The sequence below is a fragment of the Mesorhizobium sp. W050 genome (genome assembly GCF_054719535.1).
This window is the reverse complement of record NZ_JBTTIH010000001.1, coordinates 5,889,075-5,904,748: the sequence shown is the minus strand read 5'-3', so window position 1 is coordinate 5,904,748 and position 15,674 is coordinate 5,889,075. Positions and strand designations below refer to the sequence as shown.

Sequence of the window (15,674 nt, the reverse complement as noted above, 5' to 3'; positions counted from 1 at the left end):
GTAATCGGGACCTGGCGTCGATAAGTGTCCCGCTATTCGGCTATTTTGCCGGACACCGGCCGAGGGGACAGTTCGTGAAGCGCTTCATCTCTATCACCGCAATTCTGCTTCTGCTCGCTCTGGTGTGCGTCGGCGTTGTCGGCTTCAACCTGTTCCGCGACAACGCTATCAAACAGTATTTCGCCACCATGAAGCCGCCGGCGACGACCGTATCGACGGTTGTCGTCAAGCCTTCCGACTGGACGCCGGGCGTCGAGGCGATCGGCACGGTACGCGCCGTGCGCGGTGTCGACCTTACCGTCGAGACCAGCGGCATCGTCAAGGACATCCTTTTCCATGCCAACCAGAAGGTGCCGGTCGATTCGGTCCTGCTGCAGCTCGACGATGCCGTCGAACGCGCGGATCTGGTCGCGGCCAAGGCGCAGTCAGTGTCCGACAAGACGGCGCTCGAACGCGCGCTGGAGCTGCAGCGGCGCGGCGTCGGAACGGATGCCACGCTCGACACCGCTCAAGCCGCTGCATCGGCCTCCGCCGCGCAGGTCAACAAGCTGCAGGCCGTGCTCGATCAGAAGCAGCTGACGGCGCCGTTCGCCGGCACCGTGGGCATCCCCAAGATCGACCTCGGCCAATATCTCTCGCCCGGCAACGCAGTGGTGACCTTGCAGGATCTGGACACCATGCGGGTCGATTTCTCGGTACCCGAACAGCAGCTGCCGCTGCTCAAGATAGGCCAGGCGGTGCGGCTCGGCCTCGGCGGCACCGGCGGCGGCGCCGACATGCCGTTTGCCGGCTCCATTCGCGGCATCGATCCCAAGATCGACGCTTCAAGCCGCCTGGTGTCCGTCCGCGGCGAGGTCGCCAACCCTGACGGCAAGCTGACGCCCGGCCAGTTCGTCCAGGTTCGGGTCGAGCTGCCGCAGGAGAAAAACATTCTGTCCTTGCCGCAGACGGCATTGACGTCGAGCCTCTATGGCGACTTCGTCTTCGTCGTCGTTCCGGCGAAGCCGGCGGAAGGCGCCTCGGCCGCGAAACCCGAGGAAAAGCCTGCTGCGGGGGGCGACGCGGCAAAGCCGGCGGCAGATGCAAAGCCGGCCGGCGCGAAACCGGCTGCCGAAGACGCCGCGGCGAAGCCCGCGGACAAGCCGGCTGTCGACCCCGCGAAGCCCGCGGCAGAACCGGAAAAGCCGGCGCTCGTGCTGTCGCAGGTGTTCGTGAAGCCCGGCCGCCGCAACGACGGCATGGTCGAGATCATCGAGGGCATCAAGGCCGGTGACGAGGTCGTCACCGCCGGTCAGAACCGTCTCTTCAACGGCATGTCCGTCGCTGTCGACAACACAATTGACCCCAGCAAGTCGGCTAACCAGCAGGCTCAGCAATGAACTTTTCCGACATCTTCATTCGCCGGCCGGTCCTCTCCACCGTCCTCGCCTGCATGATCCTGCTCCTGGGTTTCCAGGGCATCTTCAACCTGTCGATCCGGCAGTATCCCAAGGTTGACGAGACGGCGATCACCATCACCACCGCCTATCCCGGCGCCAGCGCCGACCTGATCCAGGGCTTTATCTCCGCCCCGATCGCGCGGGCCGTCGCCTCGACCGAGAACATCGACTACGTCACCTCGTCCAGCCGGCCGTCTTCGAGCACTGTGGTCGTCCAGATGAAGCTCGGCTCCAATCCGGATGTCGCGCTCACCGAGGTCCTGTCGAAGGTGCAGGGCGTACGCGGCACCTTGCCGGATGCATCCAAGGACCCGGTCATCGTCAAGGGCACCGGCCAAGAGTTCGCGATGATGTACATCTCGATGCAGAATCCGAACATGAGCAAGGAGCAGCTCACCGAATATATCGAGCGCGTCGTGCGGCCCCGCATGTCGACGGTCGAAGGTGTAGCCGACGTGCAGATCTTCGGCGCCGAGGAATATTCGATGCGGGTCTGGATCGACCCGGTCAAGCTTGCTGCGCGTGGCGTCACCGCCGCCGAAGTGCTGGCGGCGATCAACAACTCCAACTTCCTGTCGGCGCCCGGCAACACCGAGAACGAATATGTCGTCTCCTCGATCACGGTTCGCTCGACGCTGCAGACGCCTGAGGCCTTTGCCGAGCTTCCGCTGCGCTCGACGGACGGCCAGGTGGTGCGCTTGCGCGACGTGGCGCGAGTCGAGCTTGCCGCCGAGAGCACCGACACGAGGGTGAGCTTCAATGGCAAGCCCGGCACCTTCCTCGCCATCTTCCCGACGCCGGCCGCCAACCCGCTGACAACGGCGGAGGCGATCCACAAGATCGTGCCTTTGATTCAAGAGACGCTGCCGAAAGGCATGACCATCGAAATCGTCTACGATTCCACCGAACAGATCAGCGCCTCGATCGATGAAGTGTTCAAGACCATCGCCGAAGCCGTCGCCATCGTCGTCGTGGTCATCCTGTTGTTCCTCGGCTCATTCCGCTCGGTGATGATGCCGATCGTGACCATCCCGCTGTCGCTGGTCGGCGTCTGCTTTCTTTTGTTTGCGGTCGGCTATTCGATCAACCTTCTGTCGCTGCTGGCCATGGTGCTGGCCATCGGCCTTGTCGTCGACGACGCTATCGTGGTGGTGGAGAACATTCATCGCCACATGGAGGAGGACCACATGTCGCCGATGCAGGCGGCCTTCAACGGCATGCGCGAGATTTTCTCCGCCATCGTGGCCATGACCATCACGCTCGCCGCCGTGTTCGCGCCGCTGGCCTTCACCGGCGGCCTGACCGGCGCGCTGTTCCGCGAGTTCGCGGTGACGCTCGCCGGTTCGGTGGTGCTGTCCGGCCTCATAGCCGTCACCATCACGCCGATGATGGCGGCGCGTCTGCTCAAGGCGGGATCGCACAGTCGCTTCCAGCGCGTCGTCGACGGAACCTTCAGCCGTGTCGAGCATGTCTATGAGCGGGCGGTCACCGCCTCCTTGAGAAATCGACCGGTGACGCTGCTGATGGTCGTGGCGCTGGTTGCGCTCACCGGTTTCATGTTCACCAAGACCTCGAGCGAACTGGCGCCGGAAGAGGACCAGGGCTTCCTGTTGTCGATCGTGACGGCACCGCGCTACGCGACCTCGGACTACACCGAGACCTACGTCAACCAGATCCTCGGCCTGGTGAAGGACATTCCCGAAACCAGGGCGCAATTCTCTGCCGTTGCCTTTGGCGGCGCCACCAACGGCGCCTTTGTCGGCTTCGCCTTTAAGGATTGGGCCGAGCGCCAGCGCAACTCAAAGGAGCTTCAAGCCGATATCCAGGGACGCCTCGGCAAGGTGGCCGGCGTCGAGGCCTTCGTCTTCGCGCCGCCGACGCTGCCGGGCTCCGGCGGCGGCCTGCCGATCTCCATGGTGGTGCGCTCGACCGGTGGTTCCGCCGAGGTCTACGAGGCGGCCGAGCAGATTAAGAACAAGGCGCAGGCCTCCGGCCGCTTCATCGTCGTGCAAAACTCGATGTCCTTTGACGCTCCGCAGGTGACGGTGACCATCGACCGCGACCGCGCGGCGGCTCTCAACCTGCCGATCGCCGACATCGGCCAGACGCTGACGCTGCTGGTCGGCGGCGCCGAAGTGGCTCAGTTCGACCGCGACTCCAACAGCTACGACATCATCCCGCAGGTGCCGAAGGAATTCCGCGACAATCCCGAGAAGCTCGGCGAATATTTCGTTCGTAGCGTGACCGGCGAAATGGTGCCGCTTTCAGCGGTGGTGAAGATTTCGACCAACGCCGCGCCGGCCGCGATCGAGCAGTTCAACCAGCTGAACTCGGCGACGATATCAGCGCTGCCGCTTCCCGGCGTCACCACGGGCGACGGGCTGCAGACCCTGGAGAACCTTGCCAAGGAGAGCCTGCCCGATACCTTCTTCATCGATTATTCCGGCCAGTCCCGGCAGGAGAAGGAGCAGGGCAACACGATCCTTATCGCGTTCGCAGCCGCCGTAATCGTCATCTATCTGGTGCTGGCGGCGCAGTTCGAAAGCTTCCGCGACCCGCTGATCATCATGATGGCGGTGCCACTGTCGATCTTTGGCGCCATCGTGCCGCTCAATCTGGGGCTTGGAACGCTCAATATCTACACGCAGGTCGGCCTGATCACACTGATAGGTCTGATCACCAAGCACGGCATTCTTCTGGTCGAGTTCGCCAACCAGCAGCGCGAGTTGCATGGCATGAGGCGGCGCGATGCGATCGTCGCCTCGGCCAAGGTGCGCTTGCGGCCGATCCTGATGACGACAGCGGCGATGGCGCTCGGCGTCGTGCCGCTGATCGTGTCCAGTGGTGCTGGTGCGGCGGCGCGCTATTCGATGGGCCTCGTGATCTTCACCGGCATCCTGGTCGGAACCATGTTCACCCTGTTCGTGGTGCCGATGTTCTACACCTTCATCGCCAGCAAGGACCTGCCGCACCACGCCGAAAAGCCAGACCCGAAGCTGATGCCGGTGCACGCGGACTGAGCTGCGTACGGCGTTAGCGAACAAACGAAAAGAGGCCGGAAATTTCCGGCCTCTTTTTTGACTGGATTGATTTACCGCGAAGCTCTGATGGAGCTTCAGGCGGGAACTTGCGGTGCGGCATGACCTGGCCGGCTGCGCTGCACCATCGCTCCAAACGCAGTCTGCTACTTGACGATGACGATGCTGGTGTTGGTCGGCCCGAAGGTTTCGACCAACTGGTAGAAGTCGGCGGCATTGTCGGGATGCAGCCGCACGCAGCCATGCGACGCCGGCCGCCCCAGCCGCTTGATGGCGTTGGTCGCATGCACGGCGTAGCCGCCGCTGAAGAAGACCGAATGCGGCATCGGCGCGTTGTCGTATTTCTTCGAATGCCACATCTCGTGCATGCGGGTCGGCTTGAACGAGCCGGTCGGCGTGACATGCGCACTGTCGCCGGTCGAGACCTTCCAGGCGAAAGTCGGCCGGCCATCGACCAGCACTTCCATGGTCTGCTGCGACAGCGAAACACGCGCCACGATCTGGTTTGCCGCGGCATGGGCGGTGCTGTTGGCGGCGCCAAGCAGAAGCGCGGCGCCGCCGGCTGCGGCGGTGACGTTGATGAGTTTGGCGGAAATGGCTTTGTACATGATGGCTCCTCTTTGCCGGTCCTGCCGGCGTCAATTCGGTGGCCGCCTTATCCCCGCGCCATGTTTCAGACTGACTTCGCTGAGGCTCGTTTGTGTTTCGAATCTGTTTCCTCTGGCTAACAAGCAAGGTGGACAAGGGAAGCGTGCTCCGCCTGTGCTGCGCATTCCCGATCATGACCGGGCCGCCAAACGAAAGTGCTGATCTCTTTATATGAAAGAAGTTTGGCTTCGCTCGAAACCGACTTGCAACAAAGCGCGGCCTGGGCGGCATGATCTGGTTACAGGCTCGCGGCACAGTCATCCCAACGAGAACAGCCGGCGCCAACGAAAATGAGCATCAAATCAACCACCCTGTCCTGGCTCTTCAGGATAAGCATCGCCGCATTTGTCGTCGGCGGCATCGGCACAGTAGCCGGCACCCCGATGACGAAACTGGCGGTGATGAATTCGGGTGAGATTTCGACGCTGCATGCCGCGCTGTTCATAGCCTTGGTCTGGATTGTCTCCAGTCTGCGCATCAACCGTCTCAGGGCCCTCTGGCGGGTCGGCCTCGGGTTGAAGTGGATGCGCGGCCCCTCCGGCAACTTGCTGCCGAGAGGACCGAAGGCCCGCGTCGCAACGGGGGGCTCCGTGGGCGACGCGGGCACTTCGGGTTTATCCTGAAGCACCCGCGGTTCTGATTTTTGGGGACACCGATGAAGACGAAATCTGCAGCCTCCGTGCTTTCGGTACTGCTCTATGCACAAGGCCTGCTCGGCTTTGCCGGTCTCGCCACGGTTCTCCTGAAGGACCGCGCGCATGCCGCCAGCGAAATCGTAGTCGCCAGCGAATTGCCGTCGGGACCATCGCTTCTGGTGGTGCGCTGACGCCTATGCATGGCGCCCGAGATTGCGCAGCTTTTTTGGGCGAGCCGAGGAACAATCCAGCCTCCCGACCCTCAGTCGGCGCGCTGCGTCGGCGGGTCGAACCGGTAGCCTGCGCCGCGTATAGTTGTGATGGTTTCGGTGTCGAGCTTGCGGCGCAGCCGCACGATGCGCGAATCGATCGAGCGGTCGAAGGCATCGGCATTTTCGGCGGGCGCCGCCGCAATGATGTCGTCGCGCGTCAGCACCTTGCGCGGGCTGGCCAGAAACAGCCTGAGCAGCGCCACCTGGCCCGGCGACAGCTGTTCTTCCGTACCCGAACGGTGCATGACGATGGCCGACCGCAAATCGACGGTGGCATTTTCCAGCACGATCAGTTCCCGGGCGGACCTGCCGCGCCGCGTCAGCAGGCCGCCGATGCGCGCGGCAAGCTCCCTGACATTGAGCGGACTTTCGACGACATCTGCGGCGCCAAGCTCGAGCGCCAGCACCTTGTCGACCAGATCGGCCGGCCGGCAGATCAGGATGAAATCCGGCCCCGCCTTCCCGTCCGCGCTCTGGCCGCCGCCATAACGCCTGAGCAGGTCCCGCCCCTCCGCCTGGCTGAGGCTGTCGCCGACGATGACGATATCGATGCCTCCGGCCGAAAGCAGGGATTCAGCTTCCCAGGGCTGCCGCGCCTCGCGCACGTCATGGCCGCGCCGGTCGAGATGATCGGCAAGATCGCCGGCCACCACATCGGCGACGGAAACCAGCGCGATGACGGATCGTGCAGCCATGTTTTTCTTCCCGTTCCCCCGCAACCGGATATGAGTGCTGGACATCATGTTTATACCCAATCTACTTTCCGCTGAAAGCGGGAGCGAGGCCATAGTGCGGGCACGGATTGTCATCGTCGAGGACGAGCCCGATCTCCGGGACGCGGTCGCCGAGTATCTCGGCGCCAACGGCTACGATGTGACCCAGGCCGGAAGCGCGGCCGAGGCGCGCGCCTTGCTGGAGACGGAATCGTTTCATTTGGCCATTCTCGACATCGCCATGCCGGGCGAGGACGGACTGTCGCTCGGCCGCTGGCTGCGCTCGAAAATACCGGTCGGCATCATCTATGCCACGGCCGCCGGCACCGCACTCGACCGCATTGTCGGGCTGGAGCTTGGCGCCGACGACTACATCGTCAAGCCCTACGAGTTGCGTGAGGTGCTGGCTCGTGTGCGCAGCGTGCTGCGCCGCGTTCCGCAGCCGAGCCCGCCCCAGGCGGCGAAGGCACAAGCCGATGGCGGCCGCCGCCTGACCTTCGGCCCGTTCCAGGCCGACCTCGACGGCAGGCTTGTCACCGGCGCCAACGGCGCCGTCATCGACATGGCCAAGAGCGAGTTCGATGTGCTGGAGGTTTTCCTGACCCGCGCCAACCGGCTGTTGACGCGATCGGCGATCTCCGAGGCGATTGGTTTTGTTGAGGATCCTGAATCGTCCCGCGCCGTCGACATTCGCATCATGCGGCTGCGCAAGAAGATCGAAACCGATCCGGCCAATCCGAAATTTTTGCGCACAGTGCGCGGCGAAGGCTATATCTTCTCGCTGCCGACCGGTGACGGGCACTAGAGCAATTACAGGAAAAGTGTACGCGGTTTCCGCCCGGAATTGTGTGAAAACAAAGAGATAGAGGCTTCTCCGTTTCAGTGAAACGGTGAAGCGCTTTAGCAATTCCAGGAACAGTGCGTAGCGATTTTCCGTTCGGGATTGCATTGAAACATGGAGCGTTTCACCTTTTTCGTGAAATGCTCCATAGCTGCCTAATTCGACGGCCCTTTACTGATGGCTGACATGACCGCTGAACCAGCACCACGTATGGACCCGCAAGGCGCTCGCCAGAGCGCCGCGATGGCGGCTGTGCGCGTCGTCCGCCGGTTGCGCGATGCCGGCGACTGGCAGCGCGAGATGGAAACCATCCTCGAAACGCTCTGCAGCGCCATGAATTGCCAGCGCGGCATCCTGTTCAGGCTGCGCGAATTGCCCGGCCAGGGCTTCGCCCAATCGGTCGCCGCCTACTGGATCGATCCTCGCTTCGGCGGCGAACTGGCTTCGCCGACGGTGATCATGCAGTCGATCGTCGATACCGATCCGCTGCTGGAGCGGATTGGAGAGGACGAGCGGCAAGGCAAGATCTTCGCCGGCCATACGCGCGATCTCGACGGGTTCCTCAGGGCCGATTTCGAAAAGCAGCACATCAAGTCGTTCCTGTCGGTATCGGTGTTCGCGCACGGTCATCTGTGGGGCACGTTCGCGGTCAATGACTGCCTAAACGAGCGCGAATGGACCGAAGAGGAAGAGGCGACGATGCACATCATCGCGCTCGCCATCGGCGACGCCATCGAGCACTCGCCGTCCGACGCCCATGCCAGCGAAGTCATCCGCCGCACCATGCTGCAGGCGTCGCTCGACGCCATCATCGTCATCGACGAGACCGGCTCGATCATCGAATTCAATCCGGCCGCCGAAAAGATGTTCGGCTATCAGCGCAGCGACATCCTCGGCAAGGACCTGCTCGATACCGTGGTGCCGGAATATTACCGCAAGGGCTATGTCTCGGGCGCCGAATACATGTCGGGCCGCGGCGCGCCGATGGTTGGCCAGCGGCTTGAGACCGTGACACAGAATGCGGCCGGCGAGGTGTTTCCCATCGAATTGACGGCGACCGAGATGCGGGTGGCCGACCGTCAGCTCATCTTCGGTTCGATCCGCGATCTGCGCGATAAGCTGCGCGCCGAAGAAGAGATCAACCGCCAGCGCGAAAAACTGCACCAGAACGAGAAGATGGCGGCGATGGGTTCGCTGCTGGCCGGTGTTTCGCACGAGCTCAACAACCCGCTCGCCGTTGTCGTTGCGCAGTCGACGCTGCTGCATGAATTCGCCACCGACCCGCAGACCAAGGTTCGCGCCGAGAAAGTGCGCGCCGCTGCCGAGCGCTGCGGCCGCATCGTCAAAAGCTTCCTGTCGATGGTGCGCCTGCATCCGGCGGCGCAGGCCGAGACCGATCTCAACCAGGTGATCCGCGCCGCACTCGAAGTGACCGCCTATGGCGCACGCTCGAGCGGCATCATCATCGACACCGATTTCGCGCCCGGCCCGCTGCTGGCGATGGCCGATGCCGACCACGTCACGCAGGTGGCCGCCAATTTCCTGATCAACAGCCAACACGCTCTGGCCGGTATCGGCGGCGACCGCCTGATCAAGGTGCGGACATTCCGCAGCGATCGCGGCAACCCCGGGTTTTCGGTCGAGGACAACGGACCGGGCATTCCCGAGGCGATCCGCAGCCGCATCTTCGAATCCTATTTCACCACCAAGCCGGTCGGCGTCGGCACCGGCATCGGCCTGTCGATCTCGAAATCAATCGTCGAGCGCCACAACGGCAATATCTGGTTCGAGGAGGTGCTGCCGCGTGGCGCGCGCTTCGTCGTCCAGCTGCCGGTAATCACCGGCGGCGCGGCAGCAGCCGGCGACAGCCCGGCTCGTTCCAGCGGCTTGCGCCATGCGCTGATCATCGACGACGAACCCGACGTCGCCGGCTCCCTCTCCGACATCCTGGAACTGATGGGTATCAAGTCGCGGGTCGTGCCGGCCTGGACGTCGGCGGCGGCGACCTTGACCGGCCACATGCCGCCAGACATCGTCTTTTCCGACTTGCGCATGCCCGGCACCAGCGGCATTGCCATCTACCGCGAATTGCTCGCCGACAACCTGGCGCTGGCCAAACGCTTCGTGTTGGTAACCGGCGACCTGATCGGCGCCAAGGCCGAGATCGAAGCCTTGCCGGCGCCGCAGCGCCCGCAAATCCTGGAAAAGCCGTTCTCGACGCTGGACGTCCGCGGCGTACTCTCGGCAATAGCCGACCAGGTCGCCGCCGCCAGCTAAGTTTTCCGAAGCACCCACGTAGGGTCTATCGAGATTCGGGTCAGGCGGAGTCGAGAATGGTGGTTCCCGAGAACCGAGCGGAGCGTACTTGAAGTACGCGAGCACCGAAAGCGCAGGGAACCTCCATGCGCAGGCCGGCCTCACCCGAATATCGATAGGCCCTAAAAAAGAGGCTCCCGACCGAGGGAAGCGGCGGGAGCCAAGAACGAGCGCGGGAGGAAGCGCTCGGGAGGTTCAGAAAACGTTGGGTGTCGTGGTCAGCGGCGCTGCGTTGGCGATCATGCGGACGGAACGCGCCTTGTGCACGCCGGACTGGGCGGCGATGACGCGCAGGCACTCCGCGCTCTCGGCGCCCCAGGCGTGACCCTGGCAGGCAAAATCGATTTCCGGCTCCGGCAGCCGGGCGGTCTTGATGGTGGTCGGCGCGCCCTGGACAACATTGGCCGGCGGGTTGAGCGAAGCAAAAGCCGGACCGGAAGCCGGTGTCAGGAACATGACGGCCAGAGCGCAGGCGCCCAACATGGAGAACATCGCAACCGGATGGTCGCTGGCGCGCTGACGCAGTGCCAGTTTGGCGCGTCGTTCGTTGCTAGTGATCTCGACTTTCGTATGCATTGCTGCCCCCCTTCGTTTTCTTATGAAACGAACCTAAGCGCGCCTGGTAACGGGCGAATGATGCGCTTGGCTTGCCCGCGTAACAGGTTTGAAACAAGAAATTCGGGCATATCCGGACAGATCCGGTCATGTGCCGACGGCAAGATGCGTTTGCGAAGCTGTTTCATGCGGGCAATCAAATGTTGACGACAGGCGGGCCGCGAACGCACCAAGCCCGCTTCCTGTCGGCCGCACTATGAACAAGCTCACACTGCGGATCGAATTTGCGGACGCCAGGTATTTTCGTCTCGGAGCGGGCCGTGTTTGCAAGCTCGGCACGGCCAAATCCGCATGCCGGACGGCTATTTCACGCCCCCGGTTAACGCCCGGATATTCCGGGATTTTCTGGCTTTCAGCTGGTCCTGTTGTGCCGACTTGAAAAGTTGAGATTTCTACAAGCCATTGCATTTCAATGTAAAATATGGTTTTATTGAATGAGTATTCAATAAAAGAAGAGCTTTTTTATGAACCCGCATCTCCGTGACGTGGCGATCCCCAATGATTGGGACCGGCGGGGTCTGCCGGGCTGGAGTTATCACTCCGACGCGCTTCTCGAACTTGAGAAGGAATACGTCTTCCGCAACCATTGGCAGATCGCCGGCCATGTCTGCGACGTGCCGAATGCCGGCGACTATCTGACTATGGACGTGGTCGGCGAGCGGGCGCTCATCGTGCGCGGCAAGGACGGCGTCGTGCGCGCCTTCAACAACATGTGCCGGCATCGCGGCAGCCGCGTCGTCGCCGACAGCCAGGGCACCTGCAAGAACGCGCTGGTCTGCCCGTTCCATGGCTGGGTCTACAATCTCGACGGCACGCTGCGCGGCGCCGCCCGGCCGCGCTCCTTCCCCGAGCTCGACAAGACCGAATTCGGCCTGATGCCGCTCGACCTCGAGATATGGATGGGCTTCATCTTTGTCCGCTTTCGCAAGGGCGGCCCGCAGCCTTCGGTGGCCGAACTGTTGAAGCCGATCGAGGCCGAGATGGCACACTACAACGTGGCCGAGATGGTGCCGTCCTGGGGCATCTCGACACAGAAAACGCCGGTCAACTGGAAGTCGGTGCGCGACGTCGACAATGAAGGCTACCACGTCGCCATGGCGCATCCGGCGCTGCAGGATCTCTACGGCTCGACCTATTTCGACGAGCCGTTCATCAACGGCGTGTCGCGCTCGTTTGCCACCTACAATCCGCATGCCGGCCGGCGCTGGAGCGTGCGCGAATACATCAAGCTCACGCCCGATGCCTCACACCTGCCGGAGCATCTGCGCAGGGCCTGGATCTATTACGGCATCTTCCCCAACAACGCGCTGTCGATCATGCCGGAATCGGTGCAGTTCTATCAGGAGTTCCCGCTGTCGACCGGCGAGACGCTGCTGCGCGGCGCCATCTACCGCTACCCCGACGAGACCCGGGAACAGGCGGCCGCCCGCTATCTCGCCTACCGCATCGACCGCGATACCATGAACGAGGACGTGCAGCTTTCCGTCTGGTCAAACGAGTCCATGATCTCGGAGGCCTTCGAGGGTTTTTATCTCTCCGACCTCGAATACGGTGTGCGCACCCACCACGACCATCTGCGCAAGCAGATCCCGGTGCTGGGCCTGGAGACGGCGCCGGAGGAGAAGGACATGTGGAACCTCAATGAGGCTATGCGCTCGCAGGTGTAGGGGCGGAACTGCCAGTCACCCCTGCCACACGCCCTCTTTGCGCAGATCATCCATGGTCCGCGAAATGCCTTCGCGCAGGATCGCCACCATGTCGTCGATCTGCTCTCGCGTGATGATCAGCGGCGGCGACATCACGCACATGTTGATCAGCGGCCGGACCAGGAGGCCGAGTTCGTGGCAATGCGCGTCGATGCGCTTGCCGACATCCTTGTCGAGCTGCAGCGGATCCTTGCTTTCGCGGTCGGCTACGCACTCGACGCAGCCCATCAGGCCCATGCCGCGGACTTCGCCAACCAGCGGCAGTTCCTCCAGCGTCTTCAACTGCGCCTGGAAATAGGGCGCGACATCGCGCGTGTGGGCCAGCACGCTGTCTTCCAGGATATCGAGGTTCTTCAGCGCCACCGCGCAGCCGATGGGATGACTGGTATAGGTCAGGCCATGGCCGAACATCGCATCGGGATGGTTGGAACGGCGCATTTCCTGAAGCAGCCGCTCCGAGATGATGACGCCGCCAAGCGGGAAATAGCCTGATGTAACGCCCTTGGCGAAGGTGATCATGTCGGGGTCGATGCCGAAGCCATCGCCGGAGGCAAAGACATGGCCGAGCCGCCCGAAGCCGGTCACCACCTCATCGGAGATATAGAGGATATCGTTGTCCCTGCAGATTTCGCGAATGCGCTTGAGATAGCCATCCGGCGGCACGACGACGCCGCCGGATGCCTGCACCGGTTCGCCGACGAAAGCACCGATCTTCTCTGCGCCGACGCGGGCGACCGTATCGCGAAACTGATCGACCAGGAAATCGCAGAAGGCGGCGATGTCAATGCCTTTCGGCCGCCGGAACGGGTCTGGCGAGGACAGTTTGACGACCAGATCGTCGGCGCCGTCCATCCAGTCGCGGTCGCGCGGCCGGCCGTTGAGCGAAGCCGACAGATAGGTCGAGCCGTGATAGGCGCCGCCGCGGCTGAGGATCAGCTTCTTTTCCGGCCGCCCGCGCACATTGTTGTAAAACTGCATGAAGCGCAGTGCCGTCTCGACAGCCGACGATCCGCCGGTGGTGAAGAAGGTATGGCTGAGATCGCCCGGCGCATGATCGGCGAGGCGCTTGGCGAGCTCGGCCGACGGCGCATTCATCGTATACCAGGGCGTGTTGTAGGACAGCATCATCGCCTGGTCGTACATCACCCTGGCCAGCTCCTCGCGGCGGTGGCCGACATTGATGCACCACATGCCGGCCGGCCCGTCGATCAGTCGCTTGCCTGTTACATCGGTGATGTAGATGCCATCGCCCTCGCCAATCAGCGCACGCGCTTCATTGCCGACCGAGCCGGCATAAGGCCAGGGCTGGATGAGATGGCGCTTGGCCAGCTCGACCGCATCGCCACCGTCAGCCATTTCCATCGCTCTTAGGTCTCTTGCAGCCGCCATCATTGCCTCGCATCGTCTGAGCGTAATTTCACCGGACAGAAAGCGAAGCGCCAAGGGCAGGAAAGCCGGCATTCTTCACTTCATTTTGAATGTCCGTTCAATCAATATTACAGAAATAGCGCTTGATTTCAATGCACGGATGCGCTCATGATGAAAGAAAGCCGGCAAGCTTGGAGCGCAACCAGCAAAGCGCGCTCCGCAAAAATTGGGAACAGGCAGCCGGCCCGGTCAATGGGAGCATCATGGCGGAACAGTTCGAGCCAGCAACCGAGATCACGCCCGGGTCGCTGCAATGACGGTAGCTGCCGAAGGGGTGCCCACGCGACGCATGACGCGAGCAAGGCGAAACGCCCTTCTGCAGTCCGAATCCGTCCAGGGCCTTGCCCTGATCAGCCCGACCTTGGTCTACGCTTTGATCCTGCTGCTGGTGCCGATCCTGGTGGTCTTCGCCCACTCCTTCTGGACGCAGAACTACCTCGCCATCGACCATACATTCACGCTGGAGAATTATCGCATCGCGCTGACCGAGCCGATCTACCGCGATCTGCTCTGGCGCTCGCTCTACATTTCGCTGACGGTGAGCTTTTTCACCGTCATCCTCGCCTATCCGATCGCCTATTTCATCTCGTTCCATGGCGGTCGCCACAAGAGCCTGTGGCTGTTCCTGATTACCATCCCGTTCTGGACCAGCTATCTCTTGCGCGTGATGTCATGGAAAGTCATCCTCGGCTATAATGGCGTGCTGAATTCCGGCCTGATGGGCCTCGGCATCATCGACGAACCATCGACCGCGCTACTCTACAATTCCAGCGCCGTCATCATCACGCTCACACACGCCTGGGCGGCCTTCGCCATCCTGCCGATCTTCGTTTCGCTCGAGAAGGTCGACCGCACCTTGGTCGAGGCTGCCACCGATCTTGGCGACGGCCCGCTGCGCTCCTTCCTGCGCGTGACGCTGCCGCTGTCGGCGCCGGGCGTCATCTCGGCCGCTCTCATCGTCATGATCCCCACCGTCGGCGACTACGTCACCCCAAGGCTGGTCGGCGGCAAGGATGGCGTGATGATCGCCAATGCCATCGAGTCGCAGTTTCACAAGGCCTCCAACTGGCCACTCGGCGCGGCACTGTCCGTGACCACCATGCTGGTCGTGACGCTGATGGCGGGCGCCACCGTGCTCATCATCCGCGCGCTGCAGAGGCTGGCGCGATGACGGCGAGGCGGCGCCTTTTCCCCGGCGGCTGGCTGTCCGCCTACGCCCTCCTCTACGTCGTCTTTCTCTATCTGCCGGTGATCTTCCTGCCGATCTTCTCGATCAACACCGCGCCGACGCCAAAATTTCCTCTCACCGGCTATACGCTGAAATGGTACCAAGACCTGCCGAAGACGCCGGCGCTGCTTGACGCCGCCTGGAACAGCCTGATCGTCGGTATCTCGGCATCGGTGCTGTCGACGCTGCTCGGCATCCTCGCCGCCCGCTCGATCACCCGCTACCGCTATCCCGGCCGCCGCACAATCAATGGCCTGATCATGGCGCCGCTGGTGCTGCCGGAAATCATCCTCGCCATCTCCATGCTGCTGGTCATGCTGCAGTTAGGCCTGAGCCTGTCGCTGTTCACCGTCGTGCTCGGCCATGTCCTGATCTGCATTCCCTATTCGATGACGGTGCTGACCGCCGGTTTCGAGGGCTTCGACCGCAGCCTCGAAGAAGCCTCCGCCGATCTCGGCGAGAGTGCCTTCGGCACCTTCCGGCGGGTGACGCTGCCGATGGTGGCGCCGGCGATCATTTCCAGCCTCCTGGTCTGCTTCACCATCTCGCTCGACGAGTTCGTCATCGCTTTCTTCCTGACCGGCACCGAGACGACGCTGCCGATCTATATCTGGGGCCAGCTGCGCTTTGCCGCCAAGCTGCCGGGTGTGTTGGCGCTGGGCACGCTGCTGCTGGTTGCCTCTTTCGTTTTGATGACCGTTGCCGAGATCCTGCGCCGCCATGCGGCCAGACGCACCCAGAGCGAGGGAGGCCTCTATGCCTGAGCAGTCCCGGGCCGAACGGCCTCAGGATGAG

The 15,674-nt window shown here is 62.7% G+C and carries 13 protein-coding genes; 9 read left to right on the top strand and 4 right to left on the bottom strand.

Annotated features, from left to right (window positions below):
- Nucleotides 1-74 precede the first annotated feature (74 nt).
- Complete coding sequence (locus tag ACYG9Y_RS28585) at nucleotides 75-1,379, top strand: efflux RND transporter periplasmic adaptor subunit (protein ID WP_023737425.1); 1,305 nt, start codon at nucleotides 75-77, stop codon at nucleotides 1,377-1,379.
- Nucleotides 1,376-4,459: an efflux RND transporter permease subunit gene (locus ACYG9Y_RS28580; protein WP_023696405.1), complete on the top strand. Its 3,084-nt coding sequence runs from the start codon at nucleotides 1,376-1,378 to the stop codon at nucleotides 4,457-4,459. The genes ACYG9Y_RS28585 and ACYG9Y_RS28580 overlap by 4 nt, the downstream gene beginning before the upstream one ends.
- Before the next feature lie 164 nt (nucleotides 4,460-4,623).
- Here ACYG9Y_RS28580 and ACYG9Y_RS28575 read toward each other — a convergent pair whose 3' ends face one another.
- Nucleotides 4,624-5,085, bottom strand: a complete 462-nt coding sequence (locus ACYG9Y_RS28575; RefSeq protein ID WP_023670060.1) for a L,D-transpeptidase — start codon at nucleotides 5,083-5,085, stop codon at nucleotides 4,624-4,626.
- Between the two features lie 330 nt (nucleotides 5,086-5,415).
- Here ACYG9Y_RS28575 and ACYG9Y_RS28570 point away from each other — a divergent pair, with 330 nt between their 5' ends.
- Both ACYG9Y_RS28570 and ACYG9Y_RS28565 read left to right on the top strand, forming a co-directional pair.
- Nucleotides 5,416-5,748 (top strand): hypothetical protein, encoded by a 333-nt coding sequence (locus tag ACYG9Y_RS28570; RefSeq protein ID WP_023670061.1) that lies wholly within the window; start codon nucleotides 5,416-5,418, stop codon nucleotides 5,746-5,748.
- Between the two features lie 32 nt (nucleotides 5,749-5,780).
- Nucleotides 5,781-5,951: a hypothetical protein gene (locus ACYG9Y_RS28565; RefSeq protein WP_023670062.1), complete on the top strand. Its 171-nt coding sequence runs from the start codon at nucleotides 5,781-5,783 to the stop codon at nucleotides 5,949-5,951.
- Between the two features lie 71 nt (nucleotides 5,952-6,022).
- Here ACYG9Y_RS28565 and ACYG9Y_RS28560 read toward each other — a convergent pair whose 3' ends face one another.
- Nucleotides 6,023-6,727: a response regulator transcription factor gene (locus tag ACYG9Y_RS28560; protein ID WP_023737423.1), complete on the bottom strand. Its 705-nt coding sequence runs from the start codon at nucleotides 6,725-6,727 to the stop codon at nucleotides 6,023-6,025.
- Nucleotides 6,728-6,773: 46 nt separating this feature from the next.
- On the opposite strand from ACYG9Y_RS28560, the gene ACYG9Y_RS28555 reads away from it, so the two are divergent.
- Together ACYG9Y_RS28555 and ACYG9Y_RS28550 are read left to right on the top strand one after the other, a co-directional pair.
- Complete coding sequence (locus ACYG9Y_RS28555; RefSeq protein ID WP_198018604.1) at nucleotides 6,774-7,550, top strand: response regulator; 777 nt, start codon at nucleotides 6,774-6,776, stop codon at nucleotides 7,548-7,550.
- Between the two features lie 222 nt (nucleotides 7,551-7,772).
- The gene (locus ACYG9Y_RS28550; RefSeq protein WP_023737421.1) at nucleotides 7,773-9,863 is read left to right on the top strand and encodes a hybrid sensor histidine kinase/response regulator; all 2,091 of its coding nucleotides are present in this window, start codon (nucleotides 7,773-7,775) and stop codon (nucleotides 9,861-9,863) included.
- A gap of 234 nt (nucleotides 9,864-10,097) precedes the next feature.
- Here the strand turns inward: ACYG9Y_RS28550 and ACYG9Y_RS28545 are convergent, their stop codons facing one another.
- Nucleotides 10,098-10,478 carry a hypothetical protein gene (locus ACYG9Y_RS28545; protein WP_023737420.1) on the bottom strand — a complete coding sequence of 127 codons (381 nt, stop codon included), beginning with the start codon at nucleotides 10,476-10,478 and terminating at the stop codon, nucleotides 10,098-10,100.
- Between the two features lie 503 nt (nucleotides 10,479-10,981).
- Between ACYG9Y_RS28545 and ACYG9Y_RS28540 the strand changes: the two genes are divergently transcribed.
- A complete protein-coding gene (locus ACYG9Y_RS28540; RefSeq protein ID WP_023737419.1) occupies nucleotides 10,982-12,184 on the top strand; it encodes an aromatic ring-hydroxylating oxygenase subunit alpha in 1,203 nt (400 codons plus the stop codon).
- A 15-nt stretch (nucleotides 12,185-12,199) separates the two neighbouring features.
- Here ACYG9Y_RS28540 and ACYG9Y_RS28535 read toward each other — a convergent pair whose 3' ends face one another.
- Nucleotides 12,200-13,612: an aminotransferase gene (locus tag ACYG9Y_RS28535; RefSeq protein WP_023670068.1), complete on the bottom strand. Its 1,413-nt coding sequence runs from the start codon at nucleotides 13,610-13,612 to the stop codon at nucleotides 12,200-12,202.
- 292 nt (nucleotides 13,613-13,904) lie between these two features.
- Here ACYG9Y_RS28535 and ACYG9Y_RS28530 point away from each other — a divergent pair, with 292 nt between their 5' ends.
- Both ACYG9Y_RS28530 and ACYG9Y_RS28525 read left to right on the top strand, forming a co-directional pair.
- Nucleotides 13,905-14,822: an ABC transporter permease gene (locus tag ACYG9Y_RS28530; RefSeq protein ID WP_023737418.1), complete on the top strand. Its 918-nt coding sequence runs from the start codon at nucleotides 13,905-13,907 to the stop codon at nucleotides 14,820-14,822.
- Nucleotides 14,819-15,643 carry an ABC transporter permease gene (locus tag ACYG9Y_RS28525; RefSeq protein WP_023690125.1) on the top strand — a complete coding sequence of 275 codons (825 nt, stop codon included), beginning with the start codon at nucleotides 14,819-14,821 and terminating at the stop codon, nucleotides 15,641-15,643. Before ACYG9Y_RS28530 ends, ACYG9Y_RS28525 begins: the two co-directional genes overlap by 4 nt.
- Nucleotides 15,644-15,674: the final 31 nt, after the last annotated feature.

Coding starts and splice junctions, on each gene's coding strand:
- ACYG9Y_RS28545 (WP_023737420.1), bottom strand. CDS start 10,478: ATGCATACGAAAGTCGAGATCACTAGCAACGAACGACGCGCCAAACTG.
- ACYG9Y_RS28550 (WP_023737421.1), top strand. CDS start 7,773: ATGACCGCTGAACCAGCACCACGTATGGACCCGCAAGGCGCTCGCCAG.
- ACYG9Y_RS28575 (WP_023670060.1), bottom strand. CDS start 5,085: ATGTACAAAGCCATTTCCGCCAAACTCATCAACGTCACCGCCGCAGCC.
- ACYG9Y_RS28565 (WP_023670062.1), top strand. CDS start 5,781: ATGAAGACGAAATCTGCAGCCTCCGTGCTTTCGGTACTGCTCTATGCA.
- ACYG9Y_RS28570 (WP_023670061.1), top strand. CDS start 5,416: ATGAGCATCAAATCAACCACCCTGTCCTGGCTCTTCAGGATAAGCATC.
- ACYG9Y_RS28555 (WP_198018604.1), top strand. CDS start 6,774: ATGTTTATACCCAATCTACTTTCCGCTGAAAGCGGGAGCGAGGCCATA.
- ACYG9Y_RS28525 (WP_023690125.1), top strand. CDS start 14,819: ATGACGGCGAGGCGGCGCCTTTTCCCCGGCGGCTGGCTGTCCGCCTAC.
- ACYG9Y_RS28535 (WP_023670068.1), bottom strand. CDS start 13,612: ATGGCGGCTGCAAGAGACCTAAGAGCGATGGAAATGGCTGACGGTGGC.
- ACYG9Y_RS28540 (WP_023737419.1), top strand. CDS start 10,982: ATGAACCCGCATCTCCGTGACGTGGCGATCCCCAATGATTGGGACCGG.
- ACYG9Y_RS28530 (WP_023737418.1), top strand. CDS start 13,905: ATGACGGTAGCTGCCGAAGGGGTGCCCACGCGACGCATGACGCGAGCA.
- ACYG9Y_RS28580 (WP_023696405.1), top strand. CDS start 1,376: ATGAACTTTTCCGACATCTTCATTCGCCGGCCGGTCCTCTCCACCGTC.
- ACYG9Y_RS28560 (WP_023737423.1), bottom strand. CDS start 6,727: ATGGCTGCACGATCCGTCATCGCGCTGGTTTCCGTCGCCGATGTGGTG.